Annotated in this window: 17 protein-coding genes; 8 read left to right on the top strand and 9 right to left on the bottom strand. The window is 69.7% G+C overall.

What is annotated here, in order from left to right:
• Together AB4Z01_RS30545 and AB4Z01_RS30540 are read right to left on the bottom strand one after the other, a co-directional pair.
• The coding region (locus AB4Z01_RS30545) for an ABC transporter ATP-binding protein (protein WP_441700012.1) at nt 1-718 on the bottom strand (718 nt) is incomplete at its 3' end.
• Nucleotides 719-723: 5 nt separating this feature from the next.
• Nucleotides 724-1,989, bottom strand: a complete 1,266-nt coding sequence (locus AB4Z01_RS30540) for an efflux RND transporter periplasmic adaptor subunit (protein ID WP_441700011.1) — start codon at nt 1,987-1,989, stop codon at nt 724-726.
• Between the two features lie 190 nt (nt 1,990-2,179).
• Here AB4Z01_RS30540 and AB4Z01_RS30535 point away from each other — a divergent pair, with 190 nt between their 5' ends.
• Nucleotides 2,180-2,530, top strand: coding sequence for a YciI family protein (locus AB4Z01_RS30535; protein WP_441700009.1), 351 nt, complete (start codon nt 2,180-2,182; stop codon nt 2,528-2,530).
• A 45-nt stretch (nt 2,531-2,575) separates the two neighbouring features.
• Here AB4Z01_RS30535 and AB4Z01_RS30530 read toward each other — a convergent pair whose 3' ends face one another.
• A complete protein-coding gene (locus AB4Z01_RS30530; RefSeq protein WP_441700007.1) occupies nt 2,576-4,345 on the bottom strand; it encodes a calcium-binding protein in 1,770 nt (589 codons plus the stop codon).
• Nucleotides 4,346-4,704: 359 nt separating this feature from the next.
• Nucleotides 4,705-5,235: a cupin domain-containing protein gene (locus AB4Z01_RS30525; protein ID WP_441700005.1), complete on the bottom strand. Its 531-nt coding sequence runs from the start codon at nt 5,233-5,235 to the stop codon at nt 4,705-4,707.
• 99 nt (nt 5,236-5,334) lie between these two features.
• On the opposite strand from AB4Z01_RS30525, the gene AB4Z01_RS30520 reads away from it, so the two are divergent.
• Together AB4Z01_RS30520 and AB4Z01_RS30515 are read left to right on the top strand one after the other, a co-directional pair.
• On the top strand, nt 5,335-5,832 hold the full coding sequence (locus tag AB4Z01_RS30520) for an LEA type 2 family protein (protein WP_441700004.1): 498 nt from the start codon (nt 5,335-5,337) through the stop codon (nt 5,830-5,832).
• A 97-nt stretch (nt 5,833-5,929) separates the two neighbouring features.
• Complete coding sequence (locus AB4Z01_RS30515) at nt 5,930-6,886, top strand: threonine dehydratase (protein ID WP_441700002.1); 957 nt, start codon at nt 5,930-5,932, stop codon at nt 6,884-6,886.
• 10 nt (nt 6,887-6,896) lie between these two features.
• On the opposite strand, the gene AB4Z01_RS30510 is transcribed toward AB4Z01_RS30515, so the two are convergent.
• Nucleotides 6,897-7,154, bottom strand: coding sequence for a hypothetical protein (locus tag AB4Z01_RS30510; protein WP_429224602.1), 258 nt, complete (start codon nt 7,152-7,154; stop codon nt 6,897-6,899).
• Between the two features lie 35 nt (nt 7,155-7,189).
• Nucleotides 7,190-7,402: a hypothetical protein gene (locus AB4Z01_RS30505; protein WP_342238748.1), complete on the bottom strand. Its 213-nt coding sequence runs from the start codon at nt 7,400-7,402 to the stop codon at nt 7,190-7,192.
• A 71-nt stretch (nt 7,403-7,473) separates the two neighbouring features.
• Here AB4Z01_RS30505 and AB4Z01_RS30500 point away from each other — a divergent pair, with 71 nt between their 5' ends.
• The 5 genes from AB4Z01_RS30500 to AB4Z01_RS30480 are packed head-to-tail and all read left to right on the top strand — an operon-like array spanning nt 7,474 to nt 9,436.
• Complete coding sequence (locus tag AB4Z01_RS30500) at nt 7,474-7,776, top strand: hypothetical protein (protein WP_441700000.1); 303 nt, start codon at nt 7,474-7,476, stop codon at nt 7,774-7,776.
• Nucleotides 7,773-8,018 (top strand): hypothetical protein, encoded by a 246-nt coding sequence (locus AB4Z01_RS30495; protein WP_441699998.1) that lies wholly within the window; start codon nt 7,773-7,775, stop codon nt 8,016-8,018. Before AB4Z01_RS30500 ends, AB4Z01_RS30495 begins: the two co-directional genes overlap by 4 nt.
• 20 nt (nt 8,019-8,038) lie before the next feature.
• The gene (locus AB4Z01_RS30490; protein ID WP_441699996.1) at nt 8,039-8,338 is read left to right on the top strand and encodes a YkgJ family cysteine cluster protein; all 300 of its coding nucleotides are present in this window, start codon (nt 8,039-8,041) and stop codon (nt 8,336-8,338) included.
• The gene (locus AB4Z01_RS30485; RefSeq protein WP_441699994.1) at nt 8,335-8,784 is read left to right on the top strand and encodes a hypothetical protein; all 450 of its coding nucleotides are present in this window, start codon (nt 8,335-8,337) and stop codon (nt 8,782-8,784) included. The genes AB4Z01_RS30490 and AB4Z01_RS30485 overlap by 4 nt, the downstream gene beginning before the upstream one ends.
• Before the next feature lie 58 nt (nt 8,785-8,842).
• On the top strand, nt 8,843-9,436 hold the full coding sequence (locus AB4Z01_RS30480) for an exopolysaccharide biosynthesis protein (RefSeq protein WP_441699992.1): 594 nt from the start codon (nt 8,843-8,845) through the stop codon (nt 9,434-9,436).
• A gap of 25 nt (nt 9,437-9,461) precedes the next feature.
• Here the strand turns inward: AB4Z01_RS30480 and AB4Z01_RS30475 are convergent, their stop codons facing one another.
• The 3 genes from AB4Z01_RS30475 to AB4Z01_RS30465 are packed head-to-tail and all read right to left on the bottom strand — an operon-like array spanning nt 9,462 to nt 11,229.
• Entirely contained in the window at nt 9,462-9,638 is a 177-nt protein-coding gene (locus tag AB4Z01_RS30475) for a hypothetical protein (RefSeq protein WP_441699990.1), read from the bottom strand.
• Nucleotides 9,639-9,640: 2 nt separating this feature from the next.
• Nucleotides 9,641-10,471 carry an ABC transporter permease gene (locus AB4Z01_RS30470; RefSeq protein WP_441699989.1) on the bottom strand — a complete coding sequence of 277 codons (831 nt, stop codon included), beginning with the start codon at nt 10,469-10,471 and terminating at the stop codon, nt 9,641-9,643.
• Nucleotides 10,468-11,229, bottom strand: coding sequence for an ABC transporter ATP-binding protein (locus AB4Z01_RS30465; protein WP_441699988.1), 762 nt, complete (start codon nt 11,227-11,229; stop codon nt 10,468-10,470). The genes AB4Z01_RS30470 and AB4Z01_RS30465 overlap by 4 nt, the downstream gene beginning before the upstream one ends.

The following is an 11,229-nucleotide window of genomic DNA, read 5'->3' as shown; positions in this document are numbered from 1 at the left end:
GGGCCGGCGCGGCGGCGGCGCCCCCGGCCGGCGGGGTCCGGCGGTCGGCGACGATGGCGCCGTCGCTGATCTCGATGATGCGCTGGGCTCGGCTGGCCACCGCCATGTCGTGGGTGACGATGATCACCGTCCGCCCCTCGGCCTGCAGCTCGGCCAGGATGCGCAGCACCTCCTCGCCGCTGTGCCGATCCAGGGCGCCGGTCGGCTCGTCGGCCAGCACCACGTCGGCGCCGTTCATCAGCGCCCGGGCGATCGACACGCGCTGCTGCTGCCCGCCCGACAGCTGGCCCGGCCGATGGCCGATGCGGTCGGCCATGCCCAGCCGGCCCAGCAGGGCGGCGGCCCGGGTGTGGCGCTCCTCGGCCCGGCTGCCGGCATAGACCGCCGGGATCTCGACATTGCCTAGCGCCGTCAGCTCGCCCAGCAGGTGGTAGCGCTGGAAGATGAAGCCGAAATGCTCGCGCCGCAGCGCCGCCAGCTCGTCCGGCTCCAGCGCCGCGGTCTCGCGCCCGCGGATGCGGTAGCTGCCGGCGGTCGGCCGATCGAGGCAGCCGAGGATGTTCATCAGCGTGGATTTGCCGGAGCCGGAGGCGCCGACGATCGCCACCATCTCGCCCGCCTCGATGGTCAGATCGATGTCGTGCAAGGCCGCGATCGTGCCTTCGCCCGACGGGAATTCGCGCCGCAGGCCGCGCAGCACGATCAGCGGTTCGGCCATCGCGATCACCCCCCGGGCGGGCCGGGAGGGCCGGAGGAGCCGGCGGCGGCCGGCCCCAGCCCGCCGGTCACCACCCGCTCGCCCGCGGCCAGCCCCGACCGCACCTCGGCGATGGTCTTGTCGTTCAGGCCGATGCGGACCTGGCGCGGCTGCGTCGTACCATCGGCGGCGACGACCTGGACGGTGTGGCTGCCATCGGCGGCACGGATTCCCAAAGCGGCAGACGGGATGGTCACCACGCCCTTGGCCCGGCCCAGCACGATGTGCACCTCGGCGGTCATGTAGGTGCGCAGATGGCCGTCGGCATTGGGCACGTCGAAGGTGCCGATGTAGTAGATCGCCGAGGAGCTCGAGGAGGACGAGCTGCTGGAGCTGGAGGACGAGGTGGTCGTGCTGAAGCTGGAATCGTTGCGGATCGATTCGGGCGCCGGCTCGATCGAGGTCAGCGTCGTCTCGTAGCGCTGCTCCCGGTCGCCCAGGATGGTGAAGTAGACCGGCTGGCCGGGCCGCACGGCGACGACGTCGGCCTCCGAGATCTCCGCCCGCACGATCATGGTGTCGAGATCGCCGAGGACGACGATGGTTGGGGTGGACTGAACGGCGTTCACCGTCTGGCCTTCCTGGCTGACGATCGCCAGCACCGTGCCGTCCGACGGCGCGGTGATGCGGGCGTAGCCGAGGTCGACCTGCGCCGTCTCGATCGCCACCTCGCCCTCGACGATCTGGGCGTCGAGCTGCTCGATCTGGGCCTCGGTGACCTGGACACTTGCTTCCGCCGATTCCAGCTCGGCCTGGGACGAAGCGCGCTGCGCCGTCATCGCCTTCTGCCGGGCCAGGGTCAGCCGGTTCAATGTCAGCGTCGCCTGCTTCTCGGTCCGCTGCGCCTGCAGGTTGGCCAGCGACGCCTGGGCGGTGCGCAGCGCGTTCTGCTGGGTCACGCTGTCGATCTCGGCCACCAGGTCGCCCTTGGCCACGGTCTGGCCCAGCGCGACCTTGACCGAGTTGATGCGGCCGGACGCCTGAGCGCCGACCGCGACCAGCCGCGCCGGCTTCAGCGTGCCGGTGGCCAGGACCGATTCCTCGACATCGCCGATCGCCGCCGCCGCGGTCATCTGCGGCGCGGTGACGGGCGGCGACAGCCAGTGCCGCGCCGCCAAGCCGCCGGCGGCGAGCAGGGCCAGGGCCGCGGCGATGGCGACGAACCGCCCTCGTCGGCGGCGGGGACGGGCCGGGGACGTGGTGGCGCTGGTGACGATGGGTCCGCTCCGCATCCGGATGAAAGGCCCGTGCAGGCCGGGCGGTGGGCGGGCTCTTATAACCGGGATTATATGCCGGCGTATGTCCCAGCGTTGCCGCAGTGAGAATTCTTGTAACCGGGCATATCCTGCCTCGGTTTCAGTCTCGCTATGTCGATATCCGCGCCGGCCGGACGACCAGGGGCGGAACCAATGGAGGCTCGGGATGCGCTATCTGCTGATCGTCCATGTCGACCGTGCGCTGATCGGCCGGCTGTCGCCCGAGGAAGGCCGCGACCTGACGCGCCGCTGCATGGCCGCCGACGACGAGCTCCGCCGCAGCGGCCACCTGATCGCCTGCGGCCCGCTGGCCGAGCCGGAGACCGGCCGGATCGTGCTGCGCCGCGGCGACCGGACCACCGTCACCGACGGCCCCTATGCCGAGACCAAGGAGCATCTCGGCGGCTTCATCCTGATCGAGGCCCGCGACATGGACGAGGCGACCGCGATCGCCGCCAGGTCGCCGATGGCGGCGATGGGCAGCATCGAGGTGCGCGAGCAGCCGCCGATGGGGTGAGCGCCAACTTCGGGGAGGCCGGCCAGCCTCCCCGAAGCGCAACGGCTACAGGATGAAATCCGCAGCCGTCAGGGCGTGCAGACCGTTCAGCTGGATCAGCAGATCCACGCCGCCGCCATCCACGTTGGCGCGCACGAAAGTGTTGCCGGCCACCTGGATGAAGCCGACCTCGCCCGGATCGTTCGGGAAGGCCAGACCGACGAAGGCGAAGGCTTGATTCCCGGCGACGAGGGTGTTGGCGTCGATCGCCGACAGGTCGATGAAGTCGACGTCGCCGACCTCGACGAAATCGCCGATCACGTCAGGTGTGGCGGCCGGCGAGTCGGCCACGCTGGTGAACACGAAGTTGTCGGGGTCCCCCCCACCGATCAGGAGATCGACCCCGAGGCCGCCGGTGAGCACGTCGACCCCGGTGCCGCCAAACAGGCTGTCGTTCCCGGCCCCGCCCAGCAGGTCGTCGTCGCCGCCGCTTCCGGACAGGACGTCGTTGCCGAGGCCGCCCGAGAGTACGTTGTCGGCGAGGTTGCCGATGATGGTGTTGTTCAGATTGTTGCCGAAGCCGCTGATCGCCCCGGCGCCGGTCAGGGTCAGGTTCTCGACCAACGGGTCCGGAAGTAGGCTCCAGGTCACTGAGCTCACGACCAGATCGATGCCGGTGCCGGCCTCGTTTACATTGTCGGCGAGGTTGTCGACGACATAGGTGTCGTTGCCGTTGCCGCCACTCATCAGATCGGCACCGGTGCCGCCGTCGAGCCGGTCGGCGCCCTCGCCACCGCTCAGGTTATCGTTACCGCCGAAGCCGAGGAGCGTGTCGTTGCCGTCCAGTCCGCTCAGCCCATTGGCCACGGCATTGCCCTGGATCAGGTTGTTGAGGCCGTTGCCGATGCCCACCACCGCGGCGCCGGTCAGGGTCAGGTTCTCGACCAGTGGGTCCGGAACCAGGCTCCAATTGATCGAGCTTTCGACCAGATCGATGCCGGTGCCGACTTCGTTCACATTGTCGCCGGCGTTGTCGACGACATAGGTGTCGTTGCCGTCGCCGCCGGTCATCAGATCGGCGCCGGCGCCGCCGTCGAGCCGGTCGGCGCCGTCCAGGCCGGCCAGCGAGTTGGCCGCGGCATTGCCCCGGATGACGTTGCCGAGGGCGTTGCCGATGCCCACCACCGCGGCGCCGAGCAGGGTCAGGTTCTCGACCAGCGGGTCGCCGGCGATGCTGAGGCTGATCGTGCTCTCGACCAGGTCGATGCCGGTGCCGGCCTCGTTCACATTGTCGCCGACATTGTCGACGACATAGGTGTCGTTGCCGTTGCCGCCGCTCATCAGGTCGGCGCCGACGCCGCCGTCGAGCCGGTCATTGCCTTCGCTACCGTCCAGGCTGTCATTGCCGCCGAGGCCGAGGATGGTGTCGTTGCCGCCGAGGCCGCTCAGCACGTTGTTCACGGCGTTGCCCGTGATCACGTTGCCGAGAGCGTTGCCGACGCCGACCACCGCGGCGCCGGTCAGGGTCAGGTTCTCGATCAGGGCGTCGGCCGCAATGCTGAACGAGACCGAGGCGTTGACCGTGTCGACGCCGGTCCCGCCCTCGTTGACATCGTCGGCGCCGTTGTCGACGACATAGATGTCGTTGCCGTTGCCACCGATCATCGTGTCGGCGCCGAGGCCTCCGTTCAGGACATCGTTGCCGTCGCCGCCGACCAGTACATCATTGCCCGCAAGGCCGAGGAGCGAGTCGTTGCCGCCGCGCCCCCAGATGATGTCGGCGACCGCCGACCCGAACAGGACGTCGTTCAAGAGCGTCCCGAAAATCGCGACCATGGTGTTCCTCCTCAATGAAGTGTCTGAGCGTCGAGGGCCGAGGCCGGACAGGCGCGACCGCGCGCTTCGCCGGTCGGGCGAAACGGTCCTGCGCGGACGCATCCGCGCAGACGCAAGGGCAGAACGCGCCCTCCAGCAGTCGTGATTGCTCCACAGCGGCGTTCAGCCCGCCTCAGTCCCGCGCAGCGACTGTATCGGCACCAGACCCGCAAGTCTGGAGGATCGCGCTTCGCGGCCGCATCAGATCTGCTTCGGCGAAGCGCAGGTTTCAGGCTGCGCAGCGGAATCCAGATCTGTGCATATAGTATTATTACAGGTTTATAATACCATGCGAATTCTTTTAAGACAAGATGCTAATATTATTTCGACTCTCTTGCTTTACCGCGCGCCGCCCGAACCTTGTCGGGCAGGCCGTCATGCTCGCCCATCGGGCGCGCCGGCACGTCGTCCCACCAGTCGGTCCGCATCGGCTTCCGCTCCGGGTTGCGCGGATAGAAGATGCGGTTCTCCGGCTTCGGCGTCTCGCCGACGACCAGCAGCCGCACCTCGGTCTCGGTGTTGTTGATGAAGGTGTGGCACTGGCCGGTGCCGGCCGGGAAGCCGACCGAATCGCCGGGCTTGAGCCGGTGCAGCACGCCGTCGATCCAGACGTCGGGCGTGCCTTCGAGAACATACGCGAACTCCTCCTCATGGCTCTCGGCATGCGGGTAGGAGGTGCGGCGGCCGGGCAGCAGCCGCTCGTGATGGATGCCGATCCGGGTCAGGCCGAAATGCCGGGCGAGGGGCGCGCCGATGCTCATCAGCTCGTCGTCGCCCTTGTAGTGGCTGTCGTCCGGCCCTTCGATCTCGGTCCAATGCGTGATGCAGGACGGACGGTCAGTCGGTGCCATGCGAAGATCCCCTGGGGCAGCGTGATGATGGCCGAGGCTAGCCGAGCGCTGCCGCCGATGCCATGTCGCTGACAGATTCGCCACCGAGCCTCGGGGACCATGAACCGACCGACACGCCGACCGATCGACCGCCGCCGACTCCTCGGCCTGCTGCCGGCAGGCGTCCTCGCCGCCTGCGCCGCACCCTTCGCCGGGCCGCCGCCGCCCCGGGTCGGCATCATCGACCTCCGGCCCCTGGACGCCACCATGTTCGAGCAGCGCTGGGAGGCGCTGCTGCGGGTCGAGGAGCAGGCCGGCACCGGGTTGCAGGTCGACGTCATGACCGTGGCGATCGAGCTGAACGGGCGCGAATTCGGCAGCGGCCGGACCGACCGGCCGTTCCTGCTGCCGGCCCGCGGCGAGCATGAGGTGTCGGTGCCGATGCGCGGCTCGGGCCTCGGCCTGGTCGACCAGCTGGCCACGATCGGCCGCCGCGGCGAGCTGAAATGGCGGGTCGAGGGCGTGTTCCTGAGCGCCGGCCGGCAGATCCCCTATCAGGACGAGGGCACGGTGTTCTCGCTGCGCGACACGCTGCGGGACTCGCTGCTGCCGTTCTGACGCCTTGCTGCGTCCCGCTTGTCTCCCGACAATGTCTCGGTTGACCGGGACAATCCACGCCGCCGATGCTGGCCGGCCCTGACCCGGAGCGCCGACCATGTTCGACCTGACCGCCCTTGAGGATGCCGCCCGGCTGGTGCACGCGACCATGCCGCCGACCCCGCAATTCGCCTGGCCGCTGCTGGCCGCGCGCGCCGGCTGCGAGGTCTGGGTCAAGCACGAGAACCACACCCCGACCGGTGCCTACAAGGCGCGGAACGGCATCGTCTTCATCGACGCGCTGCGCCGCCGTCGGCCGGAGGTCCGCGGCATCGTCACGGCGACGCGCGGCAATCACGGCCAGAGCCTGCCCTTCGCCGCGCGCGGGACCGGCCTGGCCGTCACCGTGGTGGTGCCGCACGGCAATTCGGTCGAGAAGAACGCCGCCATGCGCGCCTTCGGGGCCGAGCTGGTGGAGCATGGCCGCGACTTCGACGAGGCCTATGGCCATGCCAGGCACCTCTCCGAGGAACGCGGGCTGGAGATGGGGCCGGCCTTCCACCCCGACCTCGCCCGCGGCGCCGCCACCTATGCGCTGGAGCTGTTCCGGGCGGTGGCCGATCTCGACACCGTCTATGTGCCGATCGGCATGGGGTCGGGCATCAGCGGCCTGATCCGCACCCGCGACCTGCTGGGCCTGAAGACCCGGATCGTCGGAGTGGTCTCGACCGAGGCACCGGCAATGGCGCTGTCGCTCGAGGCTGGACGGGTGGTGACGACCGAGACCGCGCACACCTTCGCCGACGGCATGGCCTGCCGGGTGCCGGACCCGGAGGCCTTCGCCATCATCCGGGCCGGCGCCGAGCGAGTCCTGCGGGTGACCGACAACGAGGTCGCCGCGGCTTTGCGTGCCTATTGGACCGACACCCACAACCTGGCCGAGGGCGCAGGCGCGGCGGCCCTGGCGGCGCTGCTGCAGGAGCGCGAGCGGATGCAGGGCAGGCGCGTCGGCCTGATCCTGACCGGCGGCAACATCGATCTGGCAGTGGCCAGACGGGTGCTGGCGGAGGGTTAGGGATGCGAGGCTACGGCCGGCGTCGCCGCCCGGCCAGGAGGACCTCGGGCTCGCCGTCACCGGCCAGCTCCCTGCAGCGGGTCACCTCGGGCGAGGTCCAGCGCTGCGACCACCGGGCCTGCTCGGCATGGTCGGAGGGCATGTCCCAGGCGCTGGCCGTGGCCCGCGCCTCGATCTCGCTGCCGGCCCGGACGATCAGCACCGACCGGGTCTCGCCGCGCCAGCTCTCGTCGTTCCAGTCGCGCGGATACAACTTGTAGAACGCCATCGGTCTCTTCCGGCTCGGCAACCTCTTGCTGTCCGTCAACGGCGTTCCTTCGGCGCCGGGCCGCGATGGGCGGCAGCCGCCTCCTCGAGCTCACGGGCCGCCTGCAGCGAGATCGCATGCATGGTCATGTTGCCGCGCCGGGCATAGCGCTCGGCATCCTGGCGCGCCTCGCGGGCCTGGCGCTCCGCCGCCTTCGCGGTCCCCGGGTCCTTGCCATACGCCGGGAGGCGGATCTCACCTGCCGTCATGTCGAGATATCCTTATTGTTCACTCATCAGCATGGCCTCGCCACCCCAGCTTGGCCAGATAATATTTCGAAATGACCGGCCATGGCCTCGGCAGCCGCCAATTTCCAGAGCATGGTCGAAAAATCAAACTGCAGCAGCAATCAACGGCATCTTGCGATATACCTGAAGACACCACGGCAGGCGATTTTTGCAGACACGATCCGGGATTCGCTTTAGACTGCATCTTCTCGGTATTTATTGAAAGCCCGATGCGCAGAGTGCCCGTGGCGGCGGAGCGCACTTGCAGTCGCACGCGTCCCTTCGGTTCCGGCCGCGACGCGATGAGCGGGCCGGCTCTTACCGCGCCCCTGCCGGGCGCAGAAATGCAGGCATGACCCACACCCGATATTCCGTTGGCAGCACCGTCTACATCTGGCGGCGGCCCAGCCCCAGCTCCGCGATCGCCGGCGCCTATAAGGTCGTGGCGCATTACCCGAGCGAATCCTCCGGCCGGCTTTATCGGGTGCGCAGCACGCTCGGGACCGAGGAGCGCATGGTGCCCGAGGCCGATCTCTCCGAGGTGCCGCGCAGCGCCGACACTGTGGAACGCACCCCGCGCAAGCAGCGCAGCGCCTGACCGGGGCCGAGATGGGCGAGATGTCCCGCGCCGGCGCCGAAGCGTTCGACTGCCAGGCCTGCGGTGCTTGTTGCGCCTTTTCCCGCGACTGGCCGCGGTTCTGGACCGAGAGCGAGGCGGAGATCGAGCGCATTCCCCAGCGCTACCGGGATGATGCCCGGATGCGCTGCGACGGCGACCGCTGCTCCGCCCTGGAAGGCGAGGTCGGCCGCTCCACCCGCTGCGTGGTCTATGCCGACCGGCCGGTGGTCTGCCGCGACTGCGTGCCGGGCGACGACGCCTGCCGGATCGCCAGGGCCGGCCTGGGGCTGGCGGCGTGAGCGCGCCGACCGATCCGGCAGCACCGCCCCGCCTGGCTCCCGCGAGCTCCGATGTGAAGGCGCTGCGGCGCGCCGCGGAGGCCGGCGACGCGGCCGCGCAATACAATCTCGGCGTGATCAGCGACAGCCGCCTCGACGACAACGGCTACGCCATCCCCGGCGACCGGGCCGAGGCGCTGCGCTGGCTGCTGCTGGCCGCCGGCAACGGCCTGCCGCGCGCCCAGCTGCGGCTGGCCGAGCTCTATGCCGACAGCCCACCACTCTCGGGCGACCAGGTCCGCGCCGGTGCCTGGTTCCTGGTGGCCGCGGCACGGGCGACTGGCGCCGAGCGCGCTGCGGCCACGGCCGGATACCGCAGCCTGGCCGCCCGGCTCAGCCCCGGCCGCAGGACCAAGGCCTGTGGTCTGGCGAACCGCCTGGCGGCAACGCTGGGATCCCGTCGCTGAGGCCAGGCGACCAGGAGTGACTGCCGGCGAGAGAGCCTTCGGGTATCCTGCCGGCGAGATGACGACCCGGATCCCGACCTCCGCCCTGCTCGACGGCCTGCTGCGCGACGCCGATGCCGAGCGAGTGACCCTGCGCTGGCTGGTGGACCAGCTGGGCGACCGCTCCTTCGGCCTTGTCATGCTGCTGCTGGCGCTGCTCGGGGCGATGCCGGGCGCGTCCGCCGTCGTCGCCCCGCTGCTGGCCATCCTGGCGGTGCAGATGATGCTGGGCCATGCCGGCCCGGCCTTCCCCCGCCGCGTCGCCGAGCGCAGCGTGCGCACCGAGGGGCTGGCGCGCACCCTCGGCCGCGCCGTGCCAGTGCTGCGCGCCATCGAGGGCTTCTTCCATCCGCGCTGGCCGATGCCGTTCGAGGCGGCGAAGCGGGTGGTCGGCCCGGTCGTGCTGCTGCTCGGCCTGCTGCTGCTGGCCCCGATCCCCTTGAGCAACGTCCCGCCGGCCCTGGCGATCGCCCTGCTGGCCATTGCCTATCTGGAGGAGGACGGCATCCTGCTCTGCATCGCCCTCGCCGCCTCCGCCCTGCTGCTCGCCATCGCCGCCGGCGCCGTCTGGCAGGCGATGGGTGAGCTGGGCTGGGTAAGGGGGTTTTTCTGAGATATCGAGGAAAGCGACAGCTATCTCACGATGCCGGGTCGGTCAGCTTTCGCCGGATCTCCGTCCGCCACGCGATTGCTTCGGCTTCGACGTCGTCGCCGGGCACCAGATCAGCGGCGTCGAGGCCGATCTGAACTTCGCGACGAAACCGAGCGTCCTGCCCGATGGCGTCTCGCTGTTGCCGAATGACGTTGCGCGACATGCCTATTCCCCCTGCTGCAGCAGCGAGCCGCGGTTGCGGGCGGTGCGGAAGCCCCACAGGAAAGCGGCGCTGCCAAGGCCGAGCCAGATCACGTTGAGGCCGACGGCGGCGAGGAAATGGCCGGTGTCGAAGTCCTGGCCGTGCAGCAGGCCGCGCATGCCCTCGAACACATGCGCCGGCGGCAGCGCCAGGGCCACTCCTTGCAACCAGCCGGGCAGCACCGAGACCGGATAGTAGATCGCGCTGATCGGCGAAATGGCGAAGACGATGGCCCAGGCCAGCCCCTCCGCCCCCATGCCGTAGCGCAGGATCAGCGCCAGCACCACCAGCGCCACGGCCCAGCCGGTGACGATCAGGTTGACGAAGAAGGCCAGCAGCGGCAGGCCGAGCGAGAAGATGTTCCAGTGGTACAGCAGGATCGCCAGCAGCGCCGCCGGCACCACGCCGACCAAGGTGCGGATCAGGCTCATCGCCATCAGCGACGCCACCCATTCCCAGGGTCTGAGCGGGCTGACGAAGAGATGGCCGAGATTGCGGCTCCACATCTCCTCGAGGAAGGAGATCGACATGCCGAGCTGGGCCCGGAACAAGAGGTCCCACAGCAGCACCGCCGAGATCAGCACGCCGGCGGCCTGGGCCTGCCAGTTCATCGCCGGCGCCAGGCTTTCCGTGATCAGGCCCCAGACCACCATCTGCACCGTCGGCCAGTACATCAGCTCGACCAGCCGCGGGATCGAGCCGCGCAGGATGTAGAGGTGACGCAGCATCACCGCCAGGATGCGGCCCGAGGACGAGCCGCGCAGGGCGGTCGGAGAAGCCAGGGTGCCGCTCATTGCGCCGCTTGCCCCAGCGCGCCGCGGCTGCGGGCAATGTCGAGGAACACCTCCTCCAGGTCGGTGCGGCCGTATTTGGTGATCAGCTGGTCCGGCGAGCCCTGGTCGACGATCTTGCCGGCCTTCAGCATCAGCACCTGGTCGCTCAGCCGCTCGACCTCGTCCATGTTGTGGCTGGCCAGGAGGATGGTGGCGCCGCGCTCGGCCCGGTAGCGCTCCAGCATGCCGCGCACCCAGTCGCCCGTGTCGGGGTCGAGCGAGGCGGTCGGCTCGTCGAGCAGCAGCAGCTCCGGCGCATTGACCAGTGCCTTGGCCAGAGCCACCCGGGTCTTCTGACCGGCCGACAATTTACCGGACGGCCGGTCGATGAATCCGGTCAGGTCCAGCAGCTCGGCCAGCTCGGCGATGCGGCTGCGGCGGTCGCGCACGCCGTACAGCCGGGCATAGACCGCCAGGTTCTCGCGCACGGTCAGCCGGTGCGGCAGATCGACATAGGGACTGGAGAAGTTCATCCGGGGCAGGACGGCAAAGCGGTCCCGCGCCATGTCATGGCCCAGCACGGTGATGCGGCCGCCCGACGGCAGCAGCAGGCCGAGCAGCATCGAGATCGTGGTGGTCTTGCCGGCGCCGTTGCCGCCCAGGAGCGCGACGGTCGAGCCGCGCGGCACCACGAAGGAAATGCCGTCGACCGCGGGCGCGGCGCCGGGATGGAAGCGCTTGGACAGGCGCTCCGCTATGATGACGCCGTCGGAGAGCAT

It is taken from the genome of Inquilinus sp. YAF38 (genome assembly GCF_052113205.1).
GTDB lineage: Bacteria > Pseudomonadota > Alphaproteobacteria > DSM-16000 > Inquilinaceae > Inquilinus.
This window is presented reverse-complemented; position numbering and strand designations above follow the sequence as displayed.

What these genes read in the sequence shown, in the direction of transcription:
- AB4Z01_RS30470 (WP_441699989.1), bottom strand. Translation starts at nt 10,471, where the DNA reads ATGAGCGGCACCCTGGCTTCTCCGACCGCCCTGCGCGGCTCGTCCTCG.
- AB4Z01_RS30540 (WP_441700011.1), bottom strand. Translation starts at nt 1,989, where the DNA reads ATGCGGAGCGGACCCATCGTCACCAGCGCCACCACGTCCCCGGCCCGT.
- AB4Z01_RS30505 (WP_342238748.1), bottom strand. Translation starts at nt 7,402, where the DNA reads ATGACGGCAGGTGAGATCCGCCTCCCGGCGTATGGCAAGGACCCGGGG.
- AB4Z01_RS30490 (WP_441699996.1), top strand. Translation starts at nt 8,039, where the DNA reads ATGTCCCGCGCCGGCGCCGAAGCGTTCGACTGCCAGGCCTGCGGTGCT.
- AB4Z01_RS30495 (WP_441699998.1), top strand. Translation starts at nt 7,773, where the DNA reads ATGACCCACACCCGATATTCCGTTGGCAGCACCGTCTACATCTGGCGG.
- AB4Z01_RS30510 (WP_429224602.1), bottom strand. Translation starts at nt 7,154, where the DNA reads ATGGCGTTCTACAAGTTGTATCCGCGCGACTGGAACGACGAGAGCTGG.
- AB4Z01_RS30475 (WP_441699990.1), bottom strand. Translation starts at nt 9,638, where the DNA reads ATGTCGCGCAACGTCATTCGGCAACAGCGAGACGCCATCGGGCAGGAC.
- AB4Z01_RS30535 (WP_441700009.1), top strand. Translation starts at nt 2,180, where the DNA reads ATGCGCTATCTGCTGATCGTCCATGTCGACCGTGCGCTGATCGGCCGG.
- AB4Z01_RS30500 (WP_441700000.1), top strand. Translation starts at nt 7,474, where the DNA reads ATGACCGGCCATGGCCTCGGCAGCCGCCAATTTCCAGAGCATGGTCGA.
- AB4Z01_RS30525 (WP_441700005.1), bottom strand. Translation starts at nt 5,235, where the DNA reads ATGGCACCGACTGACCGTCCGTCCTGCATCACGCATTGGACCGAGATC.
- AB4Z01_RS30515 (WP_441700002.1), top strand. Translation starts at nt 5,930, where the DNA reads ATGTTCGACCTGACCGCCCTTGAGGATGCCGCCCGGCTGGTGCACGCG.
- AB4Z01_RS30465 (WP_441699988.1), bottom strand. Translation starts at nt 11,229, where the DNA reads ATGCTCTCCGACGGCGTCATCATAGCGGAGCGCCTGTCCAAGCGCTTC.
- AB4Z01_RS30480 (WP_441699992.1), top strand. Translation starts at nt 8,843, where the DNA reads ATGACGACCCGGATCCCGACCTCCGCCCTGCTCGACGGCCTGCTGCGC.
- AB4Z01_RS30520 (WP_441700004.1), top strand. Translation starts at nt 5,335, where the DNA reads ATGAACCGACCGACACGCCGACCGATCGACCGCCGCCGACTCCTCGGC.
- AB4Z01_RS30530 (WP_441700007.1), bottom strand. Translation starts at nt 4,345, where the DNA reads ATGGTCGCGATTTTCGGGACGCTCTTGAACGACGTCCTGTTCGGGTCG.